Source organism: Billgrantia sp. C5P2 (assembly GCF_051062895.2).
This window is the reverse complement of record NZ_CM128542.1, coordinates 2,357,162-2,384,124: the sequence shown is the minus strand read 5'-3', so window position 1 is coordinate 2,384,124 and position 26,963 is coordinate 2,357,162. Positions and strand designations below refer to the sequence as shown.

Sequence of the window (26,963 nt, the reverse complement as noted above, 5' to 3'; positions counted from 1 at the left end):
TCCTTCTCTTCGTCGTCGTGTCTCAGGCCATGGCTGCTTCATGCGCCCGACCGGGAATGGCATCGAGCAACTGCCGGGTATACGCCTCTCTGGGATTGAGGAATACCTCCTTGGCCGTACCCTGCTCGACGATGCGACCATGTTGCATGACGATGATGGTGTCGCAGATTTGAGCCGCGACACGCAGGTCGTGGGTAATGAACAGCAACGACAGCGATAGCTTCTGCTTGAGTTCCTCGAGCAGTTCGAGCACCTGGGCCTGGATCGACACGTCGAGTGCCGAGACTGCCTCGTCGGCGACGATCAGCTCCGGGTTCAGCGCCAAGGCCCGGGCAATGCCGATGCGCTGACGCTGGCCGCCGGAAAACTCGTGGGGGAAGCGGTCCACGGCCACGGCGCCGAGCCCCACCAACTCGAGCAGTTCCTCGGCCTGACGCATGGCCTGGACGCGAGGCACGCCGTTGGCCATGGGTCCCTGGGCGATGGCATAGCCCACCCGATGGCGCGGGTTGAGCGAGGCGTAGGGGTCCTGGAAAATCATCTGCACGCGGTGACGCTCCCGGCGCAGCGCATCTCCCCGCAGGGCAGAAAGATCGGTGCCTGCCAGGCTCAGCGAGCCGCTGTCCGGACGCTCCAGACGCACCACGCAGCGCCCCAGGGTCGACTTTCCCGAACCGGATTCGCCGACGATTCCTACTGTCTCGCCCCTGGCCAGGGTAAAGCTGACGTCGTCCAGGGCGCGGACCTCGCGGGCCGGCCTGAACAGGCCGCCACGGGAGCGGAACACCTTGTCGAGGTGGCACACCTCCAGTAGCGGCTGCGGTCTTTCTCCTTCACGGATGTCGGGGATGACGTTGCTGGGAATGGCCTCGAGCAGGGCCCGGGTATATTCGTGACGGGGATTGCCGAGCACCTCTGCCGCCGTGCCGAGCTCGACGATCCGGCCGTGGCGCATCACGCAGACACGTGTGGCGACCTCGGCCACGACGCCGAAGTCGTGGGTGATGAACATCACCGCCATGCCGCGGCGCTGCTGCAGGTCGCGAATCAGCTCGAGGATCTGCGCCTGGGTGGTGACGTCGAGCGCGGTAGTCGGCTCGTCGGCGATCAGCAATTCCGGCTCCAGGGCGAGCGCCATGGCGATCATCACGCGCTGGCGCTGGCCGCCGGAGAGCTGGAAAGGGTAGGCGCGGATGGCTCGGTCGGGTTGAGGAATGCCTACCTCCTCGAGCAGCGCCAGTGCCCTGTCCTGTCGTTCGCGGCCGTTGTACTTGCCATGCGCCTCGAACACTTCGGCGATCTGGGCGCCGACACGCATCAGCGGGTTGAGCGCCGTCATCGGTTCCTGGAAGATCATGCCGATGCGCAGGCCGCGTAGCTGGCGGTGCTGTTTTTCGCTCAGTGTGAGCAAGTCCTGGCCATCGAACAGTACCTCGCCGGACGTCGGGCGTACGCCCTTGGGTAGCAGGCCCATCACCGCGTTGGCGGCCATCGACTTGCCGGAGCCCGACTCACCTACCACGCACAGGATCTCGCCGCGTGCCACGTCGTAACTGACCTCCTCGACCGCATAGTCGCGATCCGCCCCCTTGGGCAGGGCCAGGGTCAGGTCGCGAATGCTCAGTACCGGAGTCGTGTCTGTCATCTTTCGTCTCCTCAGGAGCGTTCACGTGCGAGCTTGGGATTCAGGGCGTCGTCGAGCCCCTCGCCGACCAGATTGAGCGCCAGTACGGTGAGCAGGATCGCCACGCCGGGGAAGAAGCTCAGCCACCAGGCCTGGCGGATCACGGTGCGGGCGGCGCCGATCATGTAGCCCCACGACATCACGTTGGGATCGCCCAGGCCGAGGAAGGAGAGCGCCGACTCCAGCAGGATGGCAGTGGCCACCATCAACGAGGCGAGCACGATGATCGGCGACAGGGTGTTGGGCAGGATCTGGCGCAGGATGATGGTGCGGTGGGTCTGGCCGACGAGCCGCGCTGCTTCCACGTATTCGCGATGGCGCAGCGACATGAACTCGGCACGCACCAGGCGCGCCACTGGCGGCCAGCTGACGATGGCGATGGCCAGCACGATGGAGGTCACGCTGGGCTGCATGATCGCCACCAGCACGATGGCCAGGGCGAAGTTGGGAATGGTCTGGAAGAACTCGGTGAAGCGCATCAGGCCGTCGTCGATCAGTCCGCCGTAGTAGCCCGCGACGGCGCCCAGGGGCACGCCGATCAACAGTGCCACGGTGGTCGAGACCAGGCCGATCAGCAGCGACACCCAGGCGCCATGCATCAGGCCGGCGGCAACGTCGCGGCCCATGGTGTCGGTACCCAGCCAGAAGCCTTCTGCCTCCATGGGGGCGAGAAACGGCCGCTGCACCATGCGCCAGGGCGACTCGGGATAGAGCAGCGGGGCCAGGATCGCCATAGCGATGATGACGATCAGGATAAGCAGGCCGACCAGGGCACCTCGATTCTGCGCGAAGCGTGCAAAGAAGCTCATGAGCCCTCCTTGATGCGCGGATCCGCCAGGCGGTAGACGAGGTCGGTAATGATGTTGAAGACGATGACCAGGGCGGCGGAGAAGAAGAAGATACCGAGCAAAAGGTTGTAGTCGCGCTGCTGCAGCGCCTCGAACATCAGGCGGCCGATGCCAGGCCAGGCGAAGACGGTCTCGGTGAGGATGGCGCCGCCGACCATCTGGCCTGCCTGCAGGCCGGCCAGGGTGATGATCGGCAGCAAGGCGTTGCGCAGAATATGACGGCGCTGAATCACTCGCGGGGAGAGCCCCTTGGCGCGGGCGGTCTTGACGTAGTCCTGCTGGCTCGCCTCCAGCATCGAGGCGCGGGTCATGCGGGTATAGATGGCCATGAAGAACAGCGCCAGGGTGGTGGCGGGCAGGACGAGGTGCTTGGCGATATCGAGCACCAGGGCCAGTCCGCTATGACCTGCACCCACCGTATACATGCCATAGGCGGGCAGCCAGTCGAGATAGACCGAGAACAGCACTACCGACATCAGGGCGACCCAGAACAGCGGCGTGGCATAGAAGATCAGCGCCAGCGCCATAATCAGCGAGCCCGAGGGTTTCTTGACCCGGGCCGCAGCCATGGAACCGGCCAGGATGCCCAACCCCAGCGACAGCACGAAAGCGGTGCCGGTGAGCAGCAGTGTCGCCGGCAGCCGCGCCAGGATGAGGTCGAGTACCGGCATGCCCTGGCGGTAGGACCAGCCGAAATCGAGCGTGGCGATACCTGAAACGTAGCGCCACAGTTGCACGTAGAGGGGCTGGTCGAGACCGAAGCGCTCGCGCAGTTGGCGCAGGAATTCTTCATCGGTGGCGCCTGCCTCGCCGGCGAGGATGGCGGCGGGGTCTCCCGGTGCCAGTTGAATCAGGATGAAGTTGAAGATGATGATCAAGAACAGCACGACGACGGCCTTGAGCAGCCGCATCACGATCAAGCGGGCATAGAGCATGCAGCAAGCCTCTGGGGTCGAAAGAGTGGGGCGGCCGGCAGGGCCGCCCCTGTCACGCGAGAGCGATCAGCGATCAAGCCAGGCGTCCCGGAAGGCATCGTTGATGCCGACGCCCGACGTGATCAGATCCTTCACGTCGCAGCGGTAGATCGTCGGGAAACCGAGCTCCATCAGCCAGCCCACCGGTACGTCCTCGTGGAGGATCTCCTGAGCCTCATGGTAGAGCGCCTCTCGCTCCTCCTCGGGATAGGCGGTAGCGGCCTCGTCGAACAGCTCGTCGATACGCTCGTTCTCGTAGCCCTCGACGTTGTTCCAGGGCGAGCCCTTCTCGATGTTGTCCGAGCGATAGGAGCGGGTGATGCCCAGCGCCGGGTCGCCATACTGGTAGAGGTAGGTGAAGGCGAGATCGAAGTCCCAGTCGCCGAGGCGCTGGTTCCAGCCGCCCACGTCGGTGGCGACCGTGCGCACGTTGACGCCGACCTCGCGAAGATTCTGCTGCACGGCCTCGGCCCAGCGAGTCCAGGTCTCACCGTAGGGTAGCGGCAGCAGGCGTATCTCTTCGCCGTCGTAGCCCATTTCGTCGAGCAGCTCGCGGGCGCGCTCGGGGTCGTGATCGTAGGGCTCGAGGCCGTCGTGCTGGAACTTGGCGTTCGAGCCGAATGCCGAGAGCGGTACCTGGCCCATGCCGTTCCACAGCACGTCGCGGGCGAACTCACGGTTCATGGCGTACATCACCGCCTGGCGGAAGCGCTTGTCGGCTGTGGGGCCTTCGCGATTGTTCATCCATAACATGGCGAAGGGGCTGAAGTACTCGTTGCCCTTGTCAGTGATGCAGGAATTTTCCATTTCCGAGAGGCGGGGGATATCGAAGTTCTCCACCGTACCGTTGGGCAGTACGTCGACGGTGCCGTTCTCGAAGGCCACCGCGCGGGAGGCTCCGTCGGGAATGATGTGCCAGTTCACGCCATCGAGGTAGGGCAGGCCTTCCTCGTAGTAGTCGTCGTTGCGTACCAGTTGGATCACGGTACCGCGATCCCAGCTGTCGAACTTGAACGGGCCGGTTCCGATGGGGTGGTTGTTGGCCTCGTTGTCGCGAAAGTCGGTGCCCTCATAGATATGCTTGGGCACCATGGTGAAAGTACCGGCCTCGAACGAAATCAGGAACGGGCCGAAGGGCTCGGCCAGCGTGAAGACGACGGTATGATCGTCGGTCGCCTCGATGCTCTCCACGTGCTGCAGCACGGCGCGGGCACTGGGGTTGAGCTCGCGATGGAAGACGTCGGCCGAGAACACCACGTCCTCGGCGGTGAAGGGCTCGCCGTCATGCCATAGCACGCCCTCGCGCAGGTGGAAGGTATAGGTCAGGCCATCGTCGCTGACTTCCCAGGATTCGGCCAACTGCGGTGTCGGCTCGAGGTCGGTGGAGTAACGCAGCAGCCCCTCGTAGATGTTGCCGGCGACCTTGCGGGTCGGGTCGTTCTGGACCATGCCCAGCACCAGTCCGGGAGGCTCGGGCTGGATGATGGTATCGATGACACCGCCACGCTTGGGTTCGTCGGCAGTGGCGAAGGTGGCAGTGAAGGCCAGAGCAGCGAGAGCCGCGGCCAAGGGCGTCTTTCTCATTGTCGGTTCCTTCTTGTTGTCTCGGCTTTTGTTTGCGTTGGATGCCGCTAATGAACCTTATTGACCTTAGCAGCGCCTTCCCAAACTGTCGACAGTCGTCAATCGACGGTCGACAGAGTATCGCTTTGCGTCATACTGTAGCGGAGTCAACTTCGAGAGCTTCGGTGAATGACAGCTTCCAAGGAATTCGGGCAGGGCATGGTCATACAGCAGCGCAACTTGGTGGAGCAGGTGGCCGATTTCCTGACCCAGGCCATCATCCGTCAGCATTACGCGCCCGGCGAGCGGCTATCGGAAATGCAGTTGGCGCGCGATCTCGGGGTGAGTCGGGCGCCGGTCCGCGAGGCGGCGCGTCTGCTGGAAAGTCGCGGCTTGCTGGTATCGCAACCGCGGCGCGGCTTCTTCGTGCGCGCCCTGGACGCCACCGAACTCAACGACGTATTCGACCTGCGTCTGTGCCTGGAGCGCCATGCACTGGCGCGGTTGATCGAGACCTACGATACCGAGAAAGAACTCGCCCTGCGCCGGCAAGTCGAGCTCATGTGCGAAGTGGCCCTGAAGGACAGTGACAGCCGCAAGATCGAGGAGGACCTGGTCTTTCACCGCATGCTGATCGCCTTTGCCGGCAACCGACGCCTGCTCAAGGCGTTTGACGACATCACTCACGAGTTGCGGCTGTGCATCGCGCTGATCGGCAAGACCCATGCCGAACCCGACAGCATAGCGACCTCCCACTGGGCGCTGCTTGACGCCTTGGCCAGTGGAGATCCCGGGCATTGCCGGGAAGCTATCGACTACCATATCGGCGTGGCGCAGCACTACGTGGTGAAGGGGATCGGCGATACCTGACGCGGCACGGAACAAGCGGGACTGCCTTGGGTCAGAGGCGATAGACGGCTAGGGGACGATCATGCTTGCAACCATTCAGCGCTTCTTCCAGCAGGCCCTGTCCGAACCCGAGGGTTCGGACAGGAGCGTACCGACGCTCGAACGCGCTACAGCGGCCCTGCTGTGCGAAGTGGTGCGAGCCGATTACCGCACCGACGAGGCGGAGCTCGCTGCGCTGCGGGAGATGCTGCAGAGACATTTCCACCTCTCCGACGCCGAAGTCCAGGAGTTGATGGAGTTGGCTCGCGAGGAGATCGAGACCTCGGTCGATCATTACCAATTCGTCAGCTTGATCAAGCAACACTACGACTACCCGCAGCGCTGCGAGCTGGTGCGCATGATGTGGTCCCTGGCCTATGCCGATGGCGAATCGCATCACCTTGAGGAGCATCGTATCCGGCGCCTGGCCGAGCTGCTGCATGTCAGCCACTCCGATTTCATCCGCACCAAGCTGCAGGTACAGGACAAGGCCGAATAGATCCCTTGATTCGGGACATGAAACGAGGGATCTGAGCGGCTCCGGCTGTACCGTACTGCTAGACTTGGCGCTCGTTCCGGTAATGTGCCGGAAGACCTGGCCAACCGGAGGAGTGGCATGTCTCGTCAAACCGTCGTTCTGGGTGCCGGCATGGTCGGCGTCTCCATCGCCTGGCACCTGGCCCGGCGCGGCCGCTCGGTGCTGCTGGTGGATCGGCGACCGCCCGGACAGGAGACCTCCTACGGCAACGGTGGGCTGATTCAGCGCGAGGCGGTGCGACCCTATACGTTTCCCCGCGAGTTCGGCAAGTTGTTGAGCGCGTTGCCCAACCGCCGAGTGGACGTGCGCTACCGGTTGAGCGGCATGCTGCAGTTCGCCGGGCCGCTGTTCGGCTATTGGCGCCATTCGGCGCCGCGCTACTATGAGCAGATCATTGCCGAGTATGCCTCGTTGATCATGCTCTCGACTCAAGAGCATGAGCCCATGATCGAGGCGGCTGGAGCGGCCGAACTGATTGGCAAGGAGGGCTGGCTGGAAGTGCATCGCAGCCAGGCCGAACTCGCGCGCCGGCAGCACGAGGCCGAGGATGCCGCCAGGCGCTTCGGGGTGACTCACGACCTGCTCGACGACAAGGGGTTGGCGAACCGGGAGCCCCATCTCGGGGCAGATCTGGCCGGTGCGATTCATTGGACCAACTCATGGAGCGTGGCCGACCCCGGCGCTCTGGTCGCGGCCTACGCCGCCAGTTTCCAGCAGCAGGGGGGCGAGCTGCTGCAAGCAGGCGTCCACCACATGAGCCAGGACGGGGAAGGCTGGCGAATCGATACCGATGCGGGCAGGCTCGATGCTCAGGAGATGGTGGTGGCATTGGGGCCCTGGGCGGGGGAATGGCTCAAAGGGCTCGGCTACCGTCTGCCGGCCTTCGTCAAGCGTGGCTATCACATGCACTATGGCGCTGCGGAGGGGCAACGCTTGCGCCACTGGATCGCCGATGCCGATGTCGGCTATATCCTGGCCCCGATGCGCGCCGGCATTCGCCTGACCACGGGTGCCGAACTTGCCCGTCTCGATGCGCCTCCCTCCCAGGGCCAATTGAATGCCGCCGAGCGCAAGGCGCGCGAACTCTACCCGGCATTGGGCGAGCGCCTGGAAGCGGAACCCTGGAAGGGGGCGCGTCCTTGCCTGCCGGACATGAAGCCGGTGATTGGACCGGCGCCACGGCACAAAGGGTTATGGCTCGCTTTCGGCCACGGTCATCAAGGCTTTACCATGGGGCCGGTGACGGGGCGGCTGATGGCGGAGATGATGGAAGGGGAGCCGACGGCGGTGGACATGGCGCCGTTTCGAGCGGATCGCTTCTGATTCCCGGATCAGGGTCGGCTGCGGCGCTGGCGCCACTGGTGGTGGAAGAACTTGAACACCAGGGTCATCACATAGACCACCCAGCCGGCGGTGGCGAGCACGTTGAACAGCAGCATCTTCTGTTGCCCGCTCATGGGGGCGAGCAGGGTTTCGATGAGTACACCGAGCACCAGGGCCAGCGCCATGGGCAGGGCCAGGATATGCATCCACATCTCGGTGCGACGCTTGCGTACGTGGTAGCGGCTGAGGTGAACGCGAAACGGACGATGCATGAAACTGACCAAAATCATGGCGCCCAGCGCCAGCATGGTGGCCAGGGTGGGTTCGACACTGTCCATCCTGGCCGAGACGCTGATCGACCAGAAGAAGACGATCCACATCAGTCCGGCCAGGATGGCGACAATATCGGCGTAGTGGCGAACCCGGGGCATTGGCAGCGTCTCTCACGGCAAAATCGGCGTCGATGATACGGCAAATCGGCCTCTGTTGCTGCCGCTGGGGCAACTTTCTCGACGTTACCCCTCATCCCCCCGTTATAATCCGGTCTCGACATTCATGCTGAACGACAGGACATGCCGTGACTGCTATCACCCTGACCCGCCCCGACGACTGGCATCTTCACCTGCGCGACGGAGAGGTGCTCGAGGCCGTGGTGCCCGCGACCGCCCGGCAGATGGGGCGGGCGATCGTCATGCCCAATCTCAAGCCACCGGTCACCACCACCGAGCAGGCCCTCAGCTATCGCGAGCGGATCCTGGCGGCGCGCCCCGAGGGATCGGCCTTCGAGCCACTGATGACGCTTTATCTCACCGACAATACGCCCGCCGAGGAGATCGAGCGCGCCGTAGCCAGCGGCCTGGTTCACGCGGTGAAGCTCTATCCGGCCGGGGCGACCACCAACTCCGACTCCGGCGTCACCGACCTGGCGCACTGCGAGGCAGCGGTTGCCGCCATGGCGCGCCTGGGCCTGCCGCTGCTGGTTCATGGTGAAGTCACCGATGCCGAGATCGACATCTTCGATCGCGAAGCCGTGTTCATCGAGCGCGTGATGAAGCCGCTGCTCGAGCGCCACCCGAGCCTCAAGGTGGTGTTCGAACATATCACCACCGCCGATGCGGCCGAGTTCGTCGCCCAGGCTCCGGCCAACGTGGCGGCGACCATTACCGCGCACCACCTGCTGTTCAACCGCAACCATATGCTGGTTGGCGGCATTCGCCCCCATTACTACTGCCTGCCGATTCTCAAGCGTGAACGCCACCGCGAGGCACTGCTGGCGGCCGCCACCTCGGGAAGCGGCAAGTTTTTCCTGGGCACCGACAGCGCTCCTCATGCCCAGGGCGACAAGGAGTCGGCCTGCGGATGTGCCGGAGCCTACACGGCACCGGCGGCGATCGAACTCTATGCCACGGCCTTCGAGCAGGTTGGCGCATTGGAGCGCCTCGAGGGCTTTGCCAGCCACTTCGGCCCAGACTTCTACGGCCTGCCGCGCAATGGCGACACCATCACCCTGGTGCGCGAGGAGTGGACGCTGCCGGCATCGCTGCCCTACGCCGAGGGGCAGCGAATCGTGCCTCTGAAAGCGGGTGAAACCCTGGGGTGGAAGCTGCGCGACTAAGTCGTTTGGCTTAAAGACAACGGCCGCCGAGAAGGTGGCCGTTGTCATTATGAAGCGAGGGGGTCAGTCAGCAGCGAGTTCAGCCTTGACTTGGGGGGCGGCTTCGGCGAGTCGCACGATCATGGCCTCGACCATGCGTGCCGAGTGGACGGCAGCCTGTTCGAGGAACTGTTCGAAAGAGAGGTGGTTGTCGCCGCCGCCTGCAATGTCGGACAGCGAGCGGATAACCACGAATGGGCAGCCGTAGAGGTGGCAGGTCTGGGCGATGGCGGCGGCTTCCATTTCGGCCGCCAGCATGGTCGGGAAGCGCGACCGGGTCTTCGTGACCAGCTCCGGGCAGGCCATGAAGACATCACCGGTGGCGATCAACCCCTCCACCACTTTGACTTCGCCCAATGCCTCGACGCACTCCCGGGCAAGGGTGACCAGGCGTTCATCGGGGAGGTAGGCGGCAGGCATCTGCGGCACCTGGCCATGTTCGTAGCCGAACACCACGGCATCCACGTCGTGGTGGCGTACTTCGCTCGAGACCACCACGTCACCGATCTCTAGCCCCTCGCCGAAGCCACCGGCCGAGCCGGTGTTGATGATCGCTTCAGGGTGGTAGACATCGAGCAGCAATGTGGTGCCGATGGCGGCGTTCACCTTGCCGATCCCCGACTGCAGGATCACCACGTCGACCCCGTGCATCTTGCCGTGGTGGAAGGTGCAGCCTACGTGGGTTCGAGTGCGGCGGTCTTCCAGCAGAGAGGCGAGATGTTCTACTTCCTGGGCCATGGCGCCGATGATGCCGATGCGTTTCATCTTGTGTTACTTGCTCCGATTGGGCGACGCTAGGCCGCCGTGCGTACGGTTCAGGCGCCGGCGAAGACTTGCGTCCACTCGTCGCGCTTGGCCAGGAAGTCGCGGGCGATCCGTTTGGCCCCTTCCAGGCTGTGGCTGGCCGCCCAGCCGCACTGGACCTCGTTGCAGGCCGGCACTTCGTTGGCTTCCAGCACGTCTTCCAGTGTCTTCTGCAGCAGGTTCAGCACGTCGTCGTAGTCGTCGTGATTGATCAAGGCTACGTAAAAACCGGTCTGGCAGCCCATGGGGCTGATATCGACGATACGGTCGGAATGGTTGCGCGAGAGTTCGGCCAGCAGATGCTCCAGGGAGTGCAGTGCCGGCATCTCCATGTGCGCCTGGTTGGGTTGGCAGATGCGCATGTCGTACTTGTGAATGCGGTCGCCGTTGAGCCCGGTCTTGATGTCGGCCAGGCGTACGTAGGGTGCCTTCACCTTGGTGTGATCAAGGTTGAAGCTTTCGACGTTCATCTTGTCGCTCATGAGCGGTCTCGCGGCAGGGGATGGTGAAGAAGGAGGCGCGCATTCTAGCCGAGTGGCGCGTCGATGTCAGGCCACGGTTCAGAGCAGAGAAACCTCCTGCTCCATGGCGTCGTGACGTTCGGCGGCATAGAGGGTGTTCTCCAGCAGTGAGGCGACGGTCATCGGCCCGACACCACCCGGTACCGGCGTGATCCAGCCGGCCCGCTCGGCGGCCGGGCCGAACTCCACGTCGCCGACCAGGCGGCCGTCCTCTTCACGGTTGATGCCCACGTCGATCACGATGGCGCCGTCACGTACCCACTTTCCCTTGACCAGCCCCGGCTTGCCCACTGCCACCACCAGCAGCTCGGCGCGTCGCACGTGCGCCTCCAGATCGCGCGTGAAACGATGGCAGACGGTGGTGGTGCAACCCGCCAGCATCAGTTCCATGGCCATGGGGCGGCCGACGATGTTGGAAGCGCCGACTATCGTGGCGTCCAGGCCACGGACCTTCAGGCCACTGGCTTGCAGCAGGGTCATGATGCCCTTGGGCGTGCACGGGCGTAGCACCGGCAGGCGCTGGGCCAGCCGGCCCAGGTTGTAGGGGTGAAAACCGTCCACGTCCTTGTGCGGCAGGATTCGCTCGAGGAGCGGACGTGAATCCAGGTGGGCCGGCAGTGGCAATTGCAGCAGGATCCCATCGATACGAGGATCGGCATTGAGTTCGTCGATCAGCCGTTCGAGTGTCTGCTGGCTGGTGTCGCTCGGCAGCGCGTGCCGGAAGGAGAGGATGCCCGCCTGTTCGCAGGCGCGGTGCTTGTGGCTGACGTAGACATGGGAAGCAGGATCCTCGCCCACCAGGACGACGGCGAGGCCGGGGGTGCGCTTGCCCTCGGTGCGACGCAGCTCCACCTGGCGTGCAACCTGTTCGCGGACCTGCGCGGCAATGGCCCTGCCATCGATGAGTTGGGCGGTCATCGTGTCTCCCCCATGGTGTATGCTGTGAGCGGCACTCGTGAGGCCGGCTGCGGATTCCGAAGGGTGCCGATTTTCGCATGACGCGCCCGCGAGGCAAAGCGCAAAAGCCTCGCCGTGTCAGGAAGCTATTGACCACGGTCGATTCTCGCGTAGAATACGCAGCGCTCGGCGAGGCCCGTTTGGGCGCCGGGGCCGTGCGAAGGCCGGCGGGGTGTAGCGCAGTCTGGTAGCGCGCCTGCTTTGGGAGCAGGATGTCGGGGGTTCGAATCCCTCCACCCCGACCACAACCTTTTGTTTATGCTATGAAAATAGCGTGCGCAAGGTTGCGGTCAGACGCCATGGAACGTAGAATGCGCCCATAGCTCAACCGGATAGAGCAACGGCCTTCTAAGCCGTAGGTTGCAGGTTCGAGTCCTGCTGGGCGTGCCAGTCTGGCGTAAGGCCTGGTGGGTAGAAGGACCTTGGTTCGAGCAGTGTCGAGTCGATATGGTGGATGTAGCTCAGTGGTAGAGCCCCGGATTGTGGCTCCGGTGGTCGTGGGTTCGATCCCCATCATCCACCCCAATCGATGTCTTGGTGGTACCTGTTTGCAATGGTGGATGTAGCTCAGTGGTAGAGCCCCGGATTGTGGCTCCGGTGGTCGTGGGTTCGATCCCCATCATCCACCCCATTGCAACCAGTTCTTGCGCTGTGTCTGCGCGCTGTCTCCGCGGATTGTCCCGTTTCCTCAGCATTCCCTGCTTTCCGAACGAGTCCTCTCGTCCGGATGGCGTTCGTTTGTGAGGCCGTGCTCCTGAGTCATCCAGGTTGACGGCGCATCATGCAGGCAGCACCAAGTGGCCTTGTAAAATGCCCAATCGCCCCCATCCTATGGGCGTAACGCTTGCCAGCGTAGGGCGGGATTCTTAGAATCTCTTTTTTCATTCCGCGCTTTTCAAGAACGCCCCCAGTCGGTAGAGGACCATTCATGCAAGTTTCCGTCGAAACGACCTCCCAGATCGAGCGCCGTGTCACGTTCCAAGTGCCGGCCGCCGAGGTCGACGAGGCCGTCGAAGCCCGCCTCAAGGACACGGCGAAGAACATTCGCCTCAACGGTTTCCGCAAGGGCCGGGTACCCATGTCCGTGGTGCGCCAGCGTTATGGCCGCGGCGTGCGTGACGAGGTCGTGGGCGAGCTGATGCGTGAGCGCTACGTGCGCGCTATCACCGAGCAGAACCTCAACCCGGCCGGCTTCCCGAGCATCGAGCCCAAGGTCGACGAGGAGGGTCAGGATCTCGAGTTCGTGGCTTCCCTCGAAGTCTACCCGGAAATCGAGCTCTCCTCGATCGAAGGCGCCGAGGTGGAACGCCCGGTCGTCGAAGTCAGCGACGCCGATCTGGAGGAAATGGTCGAGACTCTGCGCAAGCAGAATGCTTCCTGGGAAGAGGTCGACCGCGCTGCTGCAGAAGGTGATCAGGTCAAGATCGACTTCCAGGGCTTCCTCGGTGACGAGCCGTTCGATGGCGGCAGCGCCGAAGGGCACGAACTGGTGCTGGGCTCGGGCAACTTCATTCCCGGCTTCGAGGAGCAGCTCGTCGGCGCCAAGGCGGGTGAGGAGAAGGAGATCAAGGTTACCTTCCCCGAGGACTACCAGGCCGAACACCTGGCCGGCCAGGAGGCAACCTTCAAGGTCAAACTGCATGCGGTGAAGGCTCAGGCCCTGCCGGAAGTCGACGAGGAGTTCATCAAGCGCTTTGGCGTGGAAGACGGCGACATCGAGAAATTCCGTGCTGAAGTGAAGAAGAACATGGCGCGCGAGGCCAAGCAGGCCGTCGACAACCGGGTCAAGCAGCAAGTCCTCGAGGCGCTGAAGAAGGCCAACGACGTTCCGGTGCCCCAGTCCCTCGTACAGCAGGAAACCGATGCCCTCAAGCGCCAGGCGGCCCAGCAGTTCGGCCTGGGCGAGGACTTCGACGTTTCCCAGTTGCCCAATGAGCTGTTCGCCGAGCAGGCCAGGAGTCGCGTGCAGGTCGGTCTGCTGCTGGCCGAAGTGATCAAGGCGGGCGAGCTCGATGCCACCGACGACGAGATTCGCGCCAAGGTCGAGGAGCTGGCCGAGCAGTACCAGGAGCCGCAGCAAGTCGTTGACTACTACATGAGCAACGATCAACTCAAGACCCAGGTCAAGTCGGCTATTCTCGAAGAGAAGGCCGTCGACAAGCTGTTGGATCAGGCCACCGTCAAGGACGTGGCGATGAGCTATCAGCAGGCGCTTGCCGCTGCCCAGCAGGGTGAGCAGGCCGCAGAGGGCGAAGCCGAAGAAGGCGAGGAACAGGCCAACGGCTGATTCGCCGGCTGACCTGATGCCTGCCGGTCGTCAAGCGGCGACCGGCGGGTATGGGCGCTTCCATTCATCGGATGCAAGGACATCACACTGATGAGCAACGAGTTCGAGACCCGAAACGCCGGCGGCCTGGTGCCGATGGTGGTAGAGCAGAGCGCACGCGGCGAGCGGGCCTATGACATCTACTCCAGGCTGCTGAAGGAACGTGTGATTTTCCTGGTGGGGCCGGTGGAAGACCATATGGCCAACCTGATCGTGGCGCAGCTGCTGTTCCTCGAGTCCGAAAACCCGGACAAGGACATCCACCTCTACATCAACTCACCCGGCGGTGCCGTGACCGCGGGTATGGCCATCTACGACACCATGCAGTTCATCAAGCCCGATGTCTCCACGGTGTGTATTGGTCAGGCAGCCAGCATGGGAGCGCTGCTGCTGGCAGGGGGCGCCGCAGGCAAGCGTTACTCGCTGCCCCACTCGCGGATGATGATCCATCAGCCGTTGGGCGGCTATCAGGGACAGGCGGCAGATATCGAGATCCATACTCGTGAGATACTGGGGATCCGTGACAAGCTGAACCGTATCCTGGCTCACCACACCGGGCAGGATATCGAAACCATCGCCCGGGATACCGACCGCGACAACTTCATGAGCGGTACGCAGGCGGTGGAGTACGGCTTGATCGACGCCGTACTGGATAAGCGGCCCACATCCTGATAGCGTGAAAATCAGGCACGCTTCAACTACGTGATTAGCGGCGGCCGGCCCGGCCGCCTAAGTGACAGAGGTACGCGAATGGCCGACGGCAAAGGCAAGGACGAAGGCGGCAAGCTGCTTTACTGCTCGTTCTGTGGCAAGAATCAGAACGAGGTGCGCAAGCTGATTGCAGGCCCGTCCGTCTATATCTGCGACGAGTGTGTCGACCTGTGCAACGACATCATTCGCGAGGAAGTTCTCGATGCCGATGCCGAGAGCGATGAGGAGCGTCTGCCCGTTCCCCGCGAGATTCGTCGCACCCTGGACGAGTACGTCATCGGTCAGGACCGCGCCAAGACGGTGCTGTCCGTGGCCGTCTACAACCACTACAAGCGTCTTCGCGCCGGCATCAAGGGCGATGATGTGGAACTCGGCAAGTCCAATATCCTGCTGATCGGTCCCACCGGCAGCGGCAAGACCCTGCTGGCCGAGACCATGGCGCGACTGCTCAACGTTCCCTTCACCATCGCCGATGCCACCACGCTTACCGAGGCGGGCTATGTCGGCGAGGATGTCGAGAACATCATCCAGAAGCTGCTGCAGAAGTGCGACTACGATGTGGAGAAGGCCCAGCGTGGCATCGTTTACATCGACGAGATCGACAAGATCTCGCGCAAGTCGGACAACCCCTCCATCACCCGTGACGTCTCGGGTGAGGGGGTGCAGCAGGCGCTGCTCAAGCTGATAGAGGGCACTACGGCCTCCGTGCCGCCGCAGGGCGGGCGCAAGCATCCGCAGCAGGAGTTCCTGCAGGTGGACACCGGCAACATCCTGTTCATCGTCGGCGGCGCCTTTGCCGGTCTCGACAAGGTCATACGGGACCGCGCCGAGAAGGGTGGCATCGGCTTCAGTGCCGAAGTGAAGAGCAAGGATGAGACCAAGGGCGTGGGAGACCTGCTTGCCGAAGTCGAACCGGAGGATCTGGTCAAGTTCGGCCTGATACCCGAGTTCGTCGGCCGCCTGCCGGTCATTGCCACGCTCACCGAGCTCAGCGAGGATGCGCTGATCCAGATTCTTACCGAGCCCAAGAATTCCCTGGTCAAGCAGTACGCTCGCCTCTTCGACATGGAGGGTGTCGAGCTGGAGTTCCGTGAAGACGCCCTGCGTGCCGTGGCGAAGAAGGCCATGGCGCGCAAGACCGGCGCTCGTGGGCTACGCTCGATCCTCGAGTCGGTGCTGCTCGACACCATGTATGAAATTCCTTCCATGGAGGGGGTCTCCAAGGTGGTTATCGATGCCTCGGTCATTGCGGGCGAGAGCGAGCCACTGCTGATCTATTCGCAGCAGGACCAGCGGGTCGACGGTACGGACGGCTGAGGCGAGGCGGCTATCCGCTGTCCTGCCCATCTCGGAAAGGGGTCGCTCGGGCGGCCCCTTTCCGTGTTTGCCAGTGCTTGCCCCTTGCAATGGGGGGGCCGCGCCCCCATCCCCTCCTGTATCCACCGATTTCTGTTTGAGGAACGTCTGCGATGCAGCAGAACGCCGTTCAGACCTTGAGTCTGCCCCTACTCCCTCTGCGCGACGTGGTCGTCTACCCGCAGATGGTGATCCCCCTGTTCGTCGGGCGCGAGAAGTCGATCCAGGCGCTCGATGCCGCGATGGCAGCCGACAAGCGCGTGCTGCTTGTTGCCCAGCGTGAGGCCGGGCAGGACGACCCCGGCACCGACGATCTCTTCACCATCGGCACCGTGGCCGAGATCATGCAGCTGCTCAAGCTGCCCGACGGTACCGTCAAAGTATTGATTGAGGGAGTGTCCCGCGCCGATCTGCGAGAAGTCCATCATACCGACGGCCACAGCATGGCCGAGGCCGTGCTGCGCGACAGCGAGCCCTTGAGCGAGCGTGAGCAGGAGGCGCTGGTCCGAGTGCTGCTCAATCAGTTCGAGCAATACGTCAAGCTCTCCAAGAAGGTGCCCAACGAGGTACTCAATTCGCTCTCCGGAATCGAGGACCCGAGCCGCCTGGTCGACACCATCTGCGCTCATCTCTCGCTCAAGATCCAGGACAAGCAGCAACTGCTGGAAATGGACCGCGTGCGCGAACGTATCGAGCACTTGATGGCGCTGATCGAGTCGGAGATCGACCTGCTTCAGGTGGAAAAGCGCATCCGCTCCCGGGTCAAGGACCAAATGGAGAAGTCCCAGCGCGAGTACTATCTCAACGAGCAGATGAAAGCCATCCAGAAGGAGATGGGCGAGCTCGAGAACGTGCCCAACGAAGCCGAGAAGTATGAGCAGGCGATCGAGGAGTCGGGCATGCCCAAGGAGGCGCGTGACAAGGCCGTCCAGGAGCTGGGCAAGCTCAAGATGATGTCCCCCAGTTCCGCCGAAGCCACGGTGGTACGCTCCTACCTGGACTGGCTGGTCTCGGTGCCGTGGAAGAAGCGCACGCGGGTCAAGCACGACCTGGTGCATGCCCACAAGGTGCTGGACGAAGATCACTACGGGCTGGACGAGGTCAAGGAGCGCATCCTCGAATACCTCGCCGTGCAGAAGCGGGTGAAGAAGCTCAAGGGCCCCGTGCTGTGCCTGGTGGGGCCGCCAGGGGTGGGCAAGACCTCACTCGGCCAGTCGATTGCCCGCGCCACCAATCGCAAGTATGTGCGACTGGCGCTGGGTGGCGTGCGGGACGAGTCCGAGATTCGCGGGCACCGCCGTACCTACATCGGCTCGCTGCCCGGCAAGCTGATCCAGCGCATGAGCAAGGCCGAGGTCAAGAACCCGCTGTTCCTGCTCGACGAGGTCGACAAGATCGGCATGGACCATCGCGGCGATCCCGCCTCGGCGCTGCTGGAGGTGCTCGATCCGGAGCAGAACGACAAGTTCAACGACCATTATCTCGAACTCGATTACGATCTCTCCGAGGTCATGTTCATCTGTACCGCTAATTCGATGAACATCCCGGGACCCTTGCTCGATCGCATGGAAGTCATTCGCCTGCCCGGCTATACCGAGGACGAGAAGCTTGCCATTGCCCGGCGCTACCTGGTGCCCAAGCAGCTCAAAGCCAACGGTTTCAAGGAAGATGAGCTCGCGTTCTCCGACGAATCGCTGCTCGAGTTGATCCGCTACTTCACCCGCGAGGCAGGGGTTCGTGAGCTCGAGAGGCAGATTGCCAAGGTGTGCCGCAAGGTATTGCGCGAGCGGCTCGAGTACGAGGGCAAGGGGGCTCAGGCGCCCGCGCTGCTCTCCGCGGCTGATATCGAGACCTATGCCGGCGTGCGCCGCTATAGCTATGGCCTGGCCGACAAGGAGGACCAGGTGGGGCGTGTGACCGGACTGGCCTGGACATCGGTGGGGGGCGAGCTGCTCAACATCGAATCGGTGGTCACCCCGGGCAAGGGGCGGATCAACAAGACGGGCTCGCTCGGTGACGTGATGAAGGAGTCCGTCAGTGCGGCTCATACCGTCGTGCGTGCCCGTGCCACGGCCCTGGGAATCGATCCGGAGCGCTTCGAGAAAGAGGACTTGCACATCCACGTGCCCGAGGGGGCCACGCCCAAGGACGGCCCCAGCGCAGGTATCGCCATGGTTACCGCCATGGTGTCGGCTTATACCGGCCGACCGATTCGCTGCGATCTCGCCATGACCGGCGAAGTGAACCTGCGGGGCGAGGTGATGCCGATCGGCGGGCTAAAGGAGAAATTGCTGGCGGCACGGCGCGGTGGTATAAAGATCGTGCTCATTCCGGAAGAGAACCGCCGGGACCTCAAGGAGGTGCCGGATAATATCAAGGACGCGCTGGATGTCCGGCCCGTTCGTTGGATCGACGAAGTGCTGGAGTCGGCCCTTGCCGCAAGGACCAACAATGATGGGGAAGAATCACGAACGGAAGATTCGGCTTCTTCTTCCAGCATGATCAGTACGCATTAACGATAATTGCTGTGTCATACCTTGGAGAAAAACCCGGGTATGACGCGGTTTGGCGCCGCAGTTGCTTGACACCTCTTTTACAGCATTGCTATAAACTGGCAGCCATGCTGTGATCGAGTTGCCGGGCGAAAGGCACGCCGATTAGAGCCATTTTCTGAAACAGTCAAGGGGTGAAGTGTGAACAAATCCGAGCTGATCGAAGCCATCGCCGCGTCTGCCGATATTCCTAAGGCCGCTGCGTCTCGCGCACTGGATGCCATGGTCGACACCGTCTCCGAAAGTCTCAAGAAGGGCGACAGTGTGTCTCTCGTCGGATTTGGTACTTTCTCGGTGAAGGAGCGTGCCGCCCGCACCGGCCGCAACCCGCAGACAGGCCAGCCGATCCAGATCAGTGCAGCCAAGGTGCCGACTTTCAAGGCTGGCAAGGCGCTCAAGGACTCCGTTAACTGAGTCAACGGGTTATTTGCGCCGAAGTCCGAACGCGGGCGAAGCAACTCGGCAGCAAACGATCAGGCGCATCGCTTCGGCGGTGCGCCTTCTTTTTTGCTCTGGTAGCTCCGTCCTCATCGGGGCGCGCAGGGCTTCGCGATGGCCCGCAGCGTCCCGTCACCGTATAATGTGGCGCCACAGCCAGCCAACAATCAGCAATCGAGGCCTGCATGCTGCAAAGTATTCGTGATCGTTCCAGAAGCTGGGGCGCCAAGATCATCGTGGCCGCCGTGGTAGTGACCATGGCGCTGTTCGGGGTCGAATCCCTGGTGGGCCTGTTCGGCGGTAGTGGTGACGAGGTCGCCAAGGTCAATGGCCAGACCATCACCCGCCAGGAACTTGAAATGGAGGTGCAGCGTGCGATCCGTTCCGGCCAGGTGCCGCCGGAGCAGGAGCGGGCTCTGCGTGGCCAGGTGCTCGACGAGATGATCGGCGAGCGTCTGTTGCTTGCTTTCGCCAAGGACGGAGGGCTTTATCTCTCCGATGAGCAGCTCGATCAGGTGATCGTGACGTTGCCGGAGTTCCAGGACCAGCGCGGGCGCTTCGATACCGACCTGTTTCGTAATCGTCTGGCCAGTGCCGGCTTCACGCCGGCCTCGTTCCGGGCGGCACTGCGTGTCGACCTCAAGCGCCAGCAACTCCAGCAGGGGCTGGCGGTCAGCGATTTCGTCCTCGAAAGCGAGCGCGAAAGGTTGGCAGCGCTGCAGCGTCAGACGCGTAGCTTCCGCTATCACGTCCTGACGGCAGCGGATCTCGCCGAACCCGTACAGGTCAGCGAGGCGGATCTCGAAGCCTATTACCAGGAGAATCGTGAGCGCTACCAGCGTCCCGAACAGGTTCGCCTCGAGTACGTGATCGTCGACCGCCAGGAAATGGCCGAGCAGATCGACGTGAGCGAAGAGGCCATCCGCCAGGCATGGGAGGAGCGTGGTCGGGATGCCGACCGCCGCGTCTCGCATATCATGGTCACGTTCGACGGTGAGCGCAGCCGCGACGAGGCGGAGGAGCGTCTTGAAGAGGTGCGCGAGCGGTTGGCGGCGGGCGAGTCGTTCGAGGAACTCGCCCTGGAGTATTCCGACGACCCATCGACGTCCGAGCAGGGCGGCGACCTGGGCGTGATCAGCCGCGGTTTCTTCGGCGATGCCTTCGACGATGCGGCCTTCGCTCTCTCTCCGGGCCAGGTGTCCGGCATCGTCGAGACCGATAACGGCTTGCACTTGGTCAAGGTGACGGGACTGGACCAGACTCCCCTGGAGGAGGTGCGCGATGATCTTGCGCGTGAGCTTGCGCTCGACCAAGTGGCCGACGAGTTCAACCGTCGGGTTCAGGCGCTTATCGACGAGAGCTTTGCGGCCGATGATCTGGCGAGCGTGGCAGAGAGCCAGGAGCTCGAATTGCATGAAAGTGACTGGGTGTCGCGTGAGGGCGGTAGTGGTGTGCTTTCCGAACCCGGTGTCATGAACGAAGCCTTCAGTGAAGACGTGCTGGTCGAAGGGTTCAATAGCGAAGTCATCGAGCTGGATGAGGATCGCCGCATGGTGCTGCGCGTGGCCGAGCATCGAGAGGCCACGGTATTGCCGCTCGATGAAGTGCGCGAGCGTGTGGCGGCTTCCGTCGAACAGCGCAAGCAGCGCGAGGCGCTGCTCGAAGTGGCTCGTCAGCGGGTCGAGAGCCTGCGCGCCGGCGAGGAACTCGAACTCGACTGGCGGCAGGTCGAGCAGGCGACACGTCAGCAGGACAATGTGCCTAGGGCCGTTTTGCAGGCCGCCTTCAGGCTTCCCCGTCCGGAAGGGGAGGAAGCTGTCTTCGGTCATGTCGGTGACGATGAGCGGGTTACCTTGATCGCGCTGGACAGCGTCGAAGCGGGTGAGCCCGACGAGCAGACCGAGGCCTTCGTGGCGCGCATGGCGGAGCAGTTGCGTACCCAGGCTTCGATCCAGGGCTTGAGAAACCATCTGCGCGAGACGGCCGAAATCGAGCGCTACTGACCCTTCTGCAGGTCATGAAAGAGGGGGCCTTTGCCCCCTCTTTTCTTTCTCTGGCGTTATACCGTTATCTACCTGAGAAAAATCGACAGGCCGAGCGGCTGGTGGCGAGGGTCGCGTATGTTACTCTATAACAGTTATGTTCAGCAGGAATCATCATGAGCACGACCCCTCTCGCAGCCATCCCCGTTCACTTGTTCTCCGGCTTCCTCGGGAGTGGCAAGACCACGCTGATCCGTCGCTTGATCGAACAGAAGCCGGAGGAGGAGCGCTGGGTGGTTCTGGTCAATGAATTTGGCCAGGTCGGAATCGACCAGGCCATGTTCGAGGCGCGCGATGATGTGATCGTGAAGGGATTGCCCGGAGGCTGCCTATGCTGCCAACTCGCTTTCGTGCTGCAGGCGACCCTGGTCAACCTGCTTCATCGACATCGGCCCGACCGCCTCATCATCGAGCCGTCCGGGCTCGGTCATCCGGCCGGTCTGCTCGATGTACTGCGAGGCGAAGCCTTTGCCGACATCCTGCAACTGCGCGACATCGTGGTGCTGCTCGATCCCAGCAGGCTCGATGACCCGCGTGCTCGCGAGCATGAGACGTTCAACGACCAGTTGGCCATGGCCGATGCCGTGGCGTTGACCATGAGCGATCGGGCAACACCTGAGCAGTTGGTCGCCGCTCGGCATCACACCGAAGCACTGTGGCCGCCCAAGAAATGGGTGGCCGAAGTTTCCCACGGCGATTTGCCGCTTTCACTGCTGCTGGAGAGCGGTCGTCATCGAGCGGAGACGGCGCGCAGGGTCAGCGGCGGGCATGACTCGCTTCGCGATGCGGCTCGGCAGGTGGTGGTCCTGGATGGCTTCGACGAGGCCGTGCCGCAGCCAGGCAAGCCGCAGCAGGAGAGCGGCATGGCGCTTGGCTATCGTACCCAAAGCTGGCGCTGGAGCGCCGAGGATGTCTTCGATCTCGACTGCTTGACTCGGGTGTTGGACCGCCTGCCACCCAAGCTGCGGGTGAAGGGGGTGTTGCACACCGATGCCGGCTGGAAGCTGTACAACCGTGGGGATGGGGCGGCAAGTGTGTCCACCAGTGCCTGGCGCAAGGACTCACGCCTCGAGTTGATCGCGGAGGCGGAGCACATGCCGCCGACCGAAGAGACTCTTGCTGCCCTGCAGGCGTGCTGTCTGCAGGGTCAGAAGAGCGAGGTGAAGTGGTAGGTCAATGAGGCTGCAGCGCGAACTGTCGCAGTACCGGGTCGCCGTCGGGGCCGATCTCGACTTCCCATCCCTGGGCCGGGTGCCAGTCGCCCAGCACGATACGACGAGCGGGTTGCTCGTCGACTTCGAGTTCGTGAACGGCGGGTCGGTGAGTATGCCCGTGTATCAGTGTCGTGACACCATGGTCACGCATGACGCGCACGACCTCTTCGGGCGTGACGTCCATGATGTCCTCGGCCTTGTTGGACGTAGCATCTCCCGACTGCTGGCGCAGTGTCGCGGCCAGTTGGATGCGCTCGGCCAACGGCATGGCGAGTATCTGCTCCTGCCAGGCCGGGTTGCGTGCCTGGCTGCGAAAGGCCATGTAGGCTTCGTCGCGGGTGCACAGGCTGTCGCCGTGCATCAGCAGGACCGGCTCGTCGGCGAAACGCAACACGGCGGGATCGGTGACCAGTTTGGCACCGGCCGCCGCGGCGAAACGGTGGCCGAGCAGGAAGTCACGGTTGCCGTGCATCAGGTAGATGGCCGTACCGTCATTGGCCAGTTGGCGCAGCGCGCCGGCGACACGGATGGCCAGCGCAGCGTTGCCGGTGGGGTCCTGTTCGACATGATCGAGCAGGTCATCGCCGATCCAGGCCTCGAAGAAGTCACCCAGGATGTAGAGCGCATCGGCGCCGCTGGCGCGCCGAGAGAGCCAGTCGAGGAAGCCCTCGGTGACAGCGGGGGCGTCGGGGTGCAAGTGCAGATCGGATATCAGCAGGGTGGTGGTCATGGCCGTATCTCGCAGGCTCGGGTCGAACGGAAGGGCGAGAGAGGCACGCCCGCAAGGGCGGGCGTGCCGGCTGGGCGAGATCAGCTGTCGCCGGCTTCATCCTTGATGTAGGCACGCTTGATGACGACGTCCTCAGCGGGAACGTCGGCATGCATGCCGCGACGCGTGGTGTCCACGGCGGTGATGCGCTCGACCACATCCATGCCCTCGACCACTTCACCGAAGACGCAGTAACCCCAGCCCTGGATCGACTTGCCGCTGTGGTTGAGGAAATCGTTGTCGGCCACGTTGATGAAGAACTGCGCGGTGGCGGAGTGGGGATCCTGGGTCCTGGCCATGGCCAAGGTGCCGGTGAGGTTCTTCAGGCCATTGTCAGCCTCGTTCTCGATCGGGTCGCGGGTGGGCTTCTGGTTGAAATCCTGGTCGAAGCCGCCGCCCTGGATCATGAAACCGGGAATGACGCGGTGGAAGAGCGTGCCGTCGAAGTGCCCGTCGCGCACATACTGCTCGAAGTTGGCCGCTGACTTGGGCGCCTGTTCGTGATTCAGGGCGACGGTGATGTCGCCGAAGCTGGTCTCGAGAATGATCATCGAAGTTTTCCTGTCCAAAAGGAGCGCGCCTTGGCGCCATGCATGGGCGTGGCGTTATAATAGCGGTTTTGCATCGACGCGCGAAGCGCGTCGGATCATCTATATCCCGAGGCTCCTCCAGACTCGCGATCCAACCAGAGGTTTGCCGCAACGACATGAGCACCGAAAACGCCAGTGCACCGAATTTCATCCGTAACCAGATCCGTGACGAGATCGAGGCCGGCCGTGCCGACAAGGTCGTCACCCGCTTCCCGCCGGAACCCAACGGTTTCCTGCACGTGGGACACGCCAAGTCGATCTGTCTGAATTTCGGGTTGGCCGAGCAGTTCGGTGGGGATTGTCACCTGCGCTTCGACGATACCAACCCGGCCAAGGAGGAGCAGGCCTACATCGACGCCATCAAGGAGGATGTCAGTTGGCTCGGTTTCGAGTGGGCCGGCTCGGTACGCTATGCCTCCGACTACTTCGATCAGCTTTATGCCTGGGCGCAGCATCTTGTTAGCGAAGGCAAGGCCTATGTCGACGATCTGTCGCCCGACGAGATTCGCGAGTATCGCGGGACCCTGACCGAACCGGGTCGCCCGAGCCCGTGGCGCGACCGCGACGCGGAGGAGAGCCTCGACCTGCTCGAGCGCATGCGTGCCGGCGAGTTCAACGAGGGCGAGCGGGTGCTGCGGGCCAAGATCGACATGGCCTCGCCCAACATCAACCTGCGCGACCCGATCCTCTACCGCATTCGCCATGCCCACCACCACCAGACCGGCGACAAGTGGAAGATCTATCCCTCGTACGACTTCACCCACGGCCAGTCGGACGCCATCGAGGGCGTGACCCACTCGATCTGCACGTTGGAGTTCGAGGATCATCGGCCGCTCTATGAGTGGTTCCTCGACAATTTGCCGGTACCGGCCAAGCCGCGCCAGATCGAATTCGCGCGGCTCAACATGAACTACACCCTGACCTCCAAGCGCAAGCTCAAGCTGCTGGTGGACGAGGGCATCGTCGACGGCTGGGACGACCCGCGCATGCCGACCATCTCCGGCATGCGCCGGCGCGGCTACACTCCGGCATCGATCCGCAAGTTCTGCGAGATGATAGGGGTCACCCGTGCCGATGGCGGCCTGGTCGACATTGCCATGCTCTACCACGCCATCCGTTCCGACCTCGAGGACAACGCCCCGCGAGCCATGTGCGTGCTCAACCCGCTCAAGGTGCTGCTGACCAACGTGGCCGAAGATTTTGAAGAGGTCTTTGATGTGCCGGGCCACCCTGCGCGCGAGGACATGGCCATGCGCCGGGTACCGTTCACCCGTGAGCTCTACATCGACCAGGAAGATTTCATGGAGGAGCCGCCGAAGAAGTTCTTCCGCCTGGCGCCGGGTCAGGAGGTGCGCCTGCGCAACTCCTACGTGATTCGCTGCGACGAGGTGGTCAAGAACGACGCCGGCGAGATCGAGGAGCTGCGCTGCTCGGTGGACTTCGACACCCTGGGCAAGAACCCCGAAGGGCGCAAGGTCAAGGGCGTGATCCACTGGGTCAGCGCAGCCCATGCGGTGCCGATGGAAGTACGTCTCTATGACAACCTGTTCCTCGTCGAGCAGCCGGACAAGGACAAGGATGCCGACTTCCTCGAGCACCTCAATCCCGAGTCGCTGCAGGTCTGCCAGGCCATGGGCGAGCCGAGCCTGGCCGATGCGGCGCCCGAGTCGCGCTTCCAGTTCGAACGCGTAGGCTACTTCTGTGCCGACCGCCACGCCTGTCGCGACGGCAAGCGGGTATTCAACCGCACCGTCGGGTTGAAGGACAGTTGGGCAAAGATACAGAAGAAGGGCTGACATGCAGATCTACAATACGCTGACGCGGCGCAAGGAAACGTTCACCCCGATCGAGCCGGGCAGGGTGCGCATGTACGTCTGCGGCATGACTGTGTACGACTACTGCCACCTGGGTCATGCCCGGGTGATGGTGGCGTTCGACGTGGTGACTCGCTACCTGCGCTGGCGCGGCTTCGACGTCACCTACGTGCGCAACATCACCGACATCGACGACAAGATCCTCAAGCGCGCCGAGGAGAACGGCGAGAGCATTGCCGCACTGACCGAGCGCATGATCGCCGCCATGCACGAGGACGAGGCGCGCCTCGGCGTGCTGCGTCCCGACCATGAGCCGCGTGCCACCGGTCACGTGGCCGAGATCATCGCCATGGTCGAGACCCTGATCGACAAGGGCTATGCCTACCCGGCGGCGAATGGCGACGTCTACTACCGGGTGCGCAAGTTCGAGGGCTACGGCAAGCTCAACAACCGCAACCCGGACGAGATGCGCGCCGGTGCCCGGGTGGAGGTCGACGAGCACAAGGAGGATCCGCTCGACTTCGTACTGTGGAAGGCGGCCAAGCCGGGCGAGGCGAGCTGGCCCTCGCCGTGGGGCGAGGGGCGGCCCGGCTGGCACATCGAGTGCTCGGCGATGTCCACCTGCTGCCTGGGTGATACTTTCGACATTCACGGCGGCGGGCCGGATTTGACGTTCCCGCACCACGAGAACGAGATCGCCCAGTCCGAGGCGGCCACCGGCAAGCCCTACGTGAATACCTGGATGCACGCCGGCGCGGTGCGGGTGAACCAGGAGAAGATGTCCAAGTCGCTGGGCAACTTCTTCACCATTCGCGAGGTGCTCGAGGTCCACGACCCCGAGGTGGTGCGCTACCTGCTGGTGGCGAGCCACTATCGCAGCCCGATCAACTACGCGCCGGATTCGCTGGCCGAGGCGCGCAAGTCGCTGGAGCGTTTCTATACCGCTCTCGAAGGGCTGGACCTGGAGAGTGGGGAAGAGTCTGGCCCAGGTGAGGCCGAAGGCCGCTTCGCCGAACGCTTCACCGTCGCCATGGACGACGACTTCAATACGGCCGAAGCGCTATCGGTGCTGTTCGACCTTGCACGCGAGCTCAACCGGGCCAGGAAGGAGATGCCCGAGAGGGCGCCTGCTCTGGCGCGGGAATTGCGCCGTCTGGGGGGCGTGCTGGGACTGTTCGGCCAGAACCCACAGGCCTTTCTCAAGGGCGGCCAGGCAGCACTGCCGCTGTCCGAAGCGGAAATCGAGGCGCGCATTGTCCAACGGAGCGAGGCCAAGAAAGCCAAGGACTTCGCCGCTGCCGATGCCATTCGCGATGAACTCGCCGCTCTTGGCATCGTGCTCAAGGATTCGCGTGAGGGCACGAGCTGGGTCTTCGAATCGCCCGGGCAGTAAGTTC

The 26,963-nt window shown here is 63.2% G+C and carries 23 protein-coding genes and 4 tRNA genes; 17 read left to right on the top strand and 10 right to left on the bottom strand.

Annotated elements, in window-relative coordinates:
- Positions 1–22 precede the first annotated feature (22 nt).
- The 4 genes from ACRWQA_RS11010 to ACRWQA_RS10995 form a co-directional block, all read right to left on the bottom strand.
- Positions 23–1,645: an ABC transporter ATP-binding protein gene (locus ACRWQA_RS11010; protein ID WP_434230930.1), complete on the bottom strand. Its 1,623-nt coding sequence runs from the start codon at positions 1,643–1,645 to the stop codon at positions 23–25.
- 11 nt (positions 1,646–1,656) lie between these two features.
- Positions 1,657–2,493, bottom strand: coding sequence for an ABC transporter permease (locus tag ACRWQA_RS11005; RefSeq protein WP_434230927.1), 837 nt, complete (start codon positions 2,491–2,493; stop codon positions 1,657–1,659).
- On the bottom strand, positions 2,490–3,467 hold the full coding sequence (locus ACRWQA_RS11000; RefSeq protein WP_434230925.1) for an ABC transporter permease: 978 nt from the start codon (positions 3,465–3,467) through the stop codon (positions 2,490–2,492). Before ACRWQA_RS11000 ends, ACRWQA_RS11005 begins: the two co-directional genes overlap by 4 nt.
- A gap of 66 nt (positions 3,468–3,533) precedes the next feature.
- Positions 3,534–5,090, bottom strand: a complete 1,557-nt coding sequence (locus ACRWQA_RS10995; RefSeq protein ID WP_434230923.1) for an ABC transporter substrate-binding protein — start codon at positions 5,088–5,090, stop codon at positions 3,534–3,536.
- Between the two features lie 168 nt (positions 5,091–5,258).
- On the opposite strand from ACRWQA_RS10995, the gene ACRWQA_RS10990 reads away from it, so the two are divergent.
- From ACRWQA_RS10990 to ACRWQA_RS10980, 3 genes are all read left to right on the top strand, one after another.
- Positions 5,259–5,939, top strand: a complete 681-nt coding sequence (locus ACRWQA_RS10990; RefSeq protein ID WP_434230921.1) for a GntR family transcriptional regulator — start codon at positions 5,259–5,261, stop codon at positions 5,937–5,939.
- A gap of 61 nt (positions 5,940–6,000) precedes the next feature.
- The gene (locus ACRWQA_RS10985; RefSeq protein WP_263583848.1) at positions 6,001–6,456 is read left to right on the top strand and encodes a tellurite resistance TerB family protein; all 456 of its coding nucleotides are present in this window, start codon (positions 6,001–6,003) and stop codon (positions 6,454–6,456) included.
- Positions 6,457–6,573: 117 nt separating this feature from the next.
- Positions 6,574–7,818 (top strand): NAD(P)/FAD-dependent oxidoreductase, encoded by a 1,245-nt coding sequence (locus tag ACRWQA_RS10980; RefSeq protein WP_434230919.1) that lies wholly within the window; start codon positions 6,574–6,576, stop codon positions 7,816–7,818.
- An 8-nt stretch (positions 7,819–7,826) separates the two neighbouring features.
- On the opposite strand, the gene ACRWQA_RS10975 is transcribed toward ACRWQA_RS10980, so the two are convergent.
- The gene (locus ACRWQA_RS10975; protein ID WP_263583850.1) at positions 7,827–8,249 is read right to left on the bottom strand and encodes a hypothetical protein; all 423 of its coding nucleotides are present in this window, start codon (positions 8,247–8,249) and stop codon (positions 7,827–7,829) included.
- A 146-nt stretch (positions 8,250–8,395) separates the two neighbouring features.
- Between ACRWQA_RS10975 and pyrC the strand changes: the two genes are divergently transcribed.
- Positions 8,396–9,433 carry a dihydroorotase gene (gene pyrC / locus ACRWQA_RS10970; protein WP_263583851.1) on the top strand — a complete coding sequence of 346 codons (1,038 nt, stop codon included), beginning with the start codon at positions 8,396–8,398 and terminating at the stop codon, positions 9,431–9,433.
- Between the two features lie 63 nt (positions 9,434–9,496).
- Here the strand turns inward: pyrC and mtnN are convergent, their stop codons facing one another.
- The 3 genes from mtnN to folD form a co-directional block, all read right to left on the bottom strand.
- Positions 9,497–10,237, bottom strand: a complete 741-nt coding sequence (gene mtnN / locus ACRWQA_RS10965; RefSeq protein WP_434230916.1) for a 5'-methylthioadenosine/S-adenosylhomocysteine nucleosidase — start codon at positions 10,235–10,237, stop codon at positions 9,497–9,499.
- Between the two features lie 50 nt (positions 10,238–10,287).
- Positions 10,288–10,758, bottom strand: coding sequence for an S-ribosylhomocysteine lyase (locus ACRWQA_RS10960; RefSeq protein WP_434230913.1), 471 nt, complete (start codon positions 10,756–10,758; stop codon positions 10,288–10,290).
- A 78-nt stretch (positions 10,759–10,836) separates the two neighbouring features.
- A complete protein-coding gene (gene folD, locus ACRWQA_RS10955) occupies positions 10,837–11,715 on the bottom strand; it encodes a bifunctional methylenetetrahydrofolate dehydrogenase/methenyltetrahydrofolate cyclohydrolase FolD (RefSeq protein ID WP_434230911.1) in 879 nt (292 codons plus the stop codon).
- 207 nt (positions 11,716–11,922) lie between these two features.
- Here folD and ACRWQA_RS10950 point away from each other — a divergent pair.
- From ACRWQA_RS10950 to ACRWQA_RS10900, 11 genes are all read left to right on the top strand, one after another.
- Positions 11,923–11,999: transfer RNA gene (locus tag ACRWQA_RS10950), tRNA-Pro, on the top strand.
- A 68-nt stretch (positions 12,000–12,067) separates the two neighbouring features.
- Positions 12,068–12,144, top strand: a tRNA-Arg gene (locus ACRWQA_RS10945).
- A 60-nt stretch (positions 12,145–12,204) separates the two neighbouring features.
- Positions 12,205–12,279: transfer RNA gene (locus ACRWQA_RS10940), tRNA-His, on the top strand.
- A gap of 31 nt (positions 12,280–12,310) precedes the next feature.
- Positions 12,311–12,385 (top strand) — tRNA-His (locus tag ACRWQA_RS10935).
- Positions 12,386–12,682: 297 nt separating this feature from the next.
- Positions 12,683–14,041, top strand: coding sequence for a trigger factor (gene tig, locus ACRWQA_RS10930; RefSeq protein WP_263583855.1), 1,359 nt, complete (start codon positions 12,683–12,685; stop codon positions 14,039–14,041).
- Positions 14,042–14,131: 90 nt separating this feature from the next.
- Entirely contained in the window at positions 14,132–14,752 is a 621-nt protein-coding gene (gene clpP / locus ACRWQA_RS10925; RefSeq protein WP_263583856.1) for an ATP-dependent Clp endopeptidase proteolytic subunit ClpP, read from the top strand.
- 78 nt (positions 14,753–14,830) lie between these two features.
- Complete coding sequence (gene clpX, locus ACRWQA_RS10920) at positions 14,831–16,108, top strand: ATP-dependent Clp protease ATP-binding subunit ClpX (RefSeq protein ID WP_263583857.1); 1,278 nt, start codon at positions 14,831–14,833, stop codon at positions 16,106–16,108.
- A gap of 152 nt (positions 16,109–16,260) precedes the next feature.
- The gene (gene lon, locus ACRWQA_RS10915) at positions 16,261–18,663 is read left to right on the top strand and encodes an endopeptidase La (RefSeq protein ID WP_263583858.1); all 2,403 of its coding nucleotides are present in this window, start codon (positions 16,261–16,263) and stop codon (positions 18,661–18,663) included.
- Positions 18,664–18,840: 177 nt separating this feature from the next.
- Positions 18,841–19,113 (top strand): HU family DNA-binding protein, encoded by a 273-nt coding sequence (locus ACRWQA_RS10910; RefSeq protein ID WP_167109863.1) that lies wholly within the window; start codon positions 18,841–18,843, stop codon positions 19,111–19,113.
- A 209-nt stretch (positions 19,114–19,322) separates the two neighbouring features.
- A complete protein-coding gene (locus ACRWQA_RS10905) occupies positions 19,323–21,140 on the top strand; it encodes a SurA N-terminal domain-containing protein (RefSeq protein ID WP_434227697.1) in 1,818 nt (605 codons plus the stop codon).
- A gap of 155 nt (positions 21,141–21,295) precedes the next feature.
- Positions 21,296–22,351: a CobW family GTP-binding protein gene (locus ACRWQA_RS10900; RefSeq protein WP_434227696.1), complete on the top strand. Its 1,056-nt coding sequence runs from the start codon at positions 21,296–21,298 to the stop codon at positions 22,349–22,351.
- Between the two features lies 1 nt (position 22,352).
- Here ACRWQA_RS10900 and ACRWQA_RS10895 read toward each other — a convergent pair whose 3' ends face one another.
- Together ACRWQA_RS10895 and ACRWQA_RS10890 are read right to left on the bottom strand one after the other, a co-directional pair.
- Positions 22,353–23,123: a UDP-2,3-diacylglucosamine diphosphatase gene (locus ACRWQA_RS10895; RefSeq protein ID WP_434227694.1), complete on the bottom strand. Its 771-nt coding sequence runs from the start codon at positions 23,121–23,123 to the stop codon at positions 22,353–22,355.
- A gap of 80 nt (positions 23,124–23,203) precedes the next feature.
- Positions 23,204–23,713 carry a peptidylprolyl isomerase gene (locus ACRWQA_RS10890; protein WP_263583862.1) on the bottom strand — a complete coding sequence of 170 codons (510 nt, stop codon included), beginning with the start codon at positions 23,711–23,713 and terminating at the stop codon, positions 23,204–23,206.
- A gap of 155 nt (positions 23,714–23,868) precedes the next feature.
- Here ACRWQA_RS10890 and ACRWQA_RS10885 point away from each other — a divergent pair, with 155 nt between their 5' ends.
- Both ACRWQA_RS10885 and cysS read left to right on the top strand, forming a co-directional pair.
- Positions 23,869–25,548 (top strand): glutamine--tRNA ligase/YqeY domain fusion protein, encoded by a 1,680-nt coding sequence (locus ACRWQA_RS10885; RefSeq protein ID WP_434227692.1) that lies wholly within the window; start codon positions 23,869–23,871, stop codon positions 25,546–25,548.
- A gap of 1 nt (position 25,549) precedes the next feature.
- Positions 25,550–26,959 carry a cysteine--tRNA ligase gene (gene cysS / locus ACRWQA_RS10880; RefSeq protein WP_434227690.1) on the top strand — a complete coding sequence of 470 codons (1,410 nt, stop codon included), beginning with the start codon at positions 25,550–25,552 and terminating at the stop codon, positions 26,957–26,959.
- Positions 26,960–26,963: the final 4 nt, after the last annotated feature.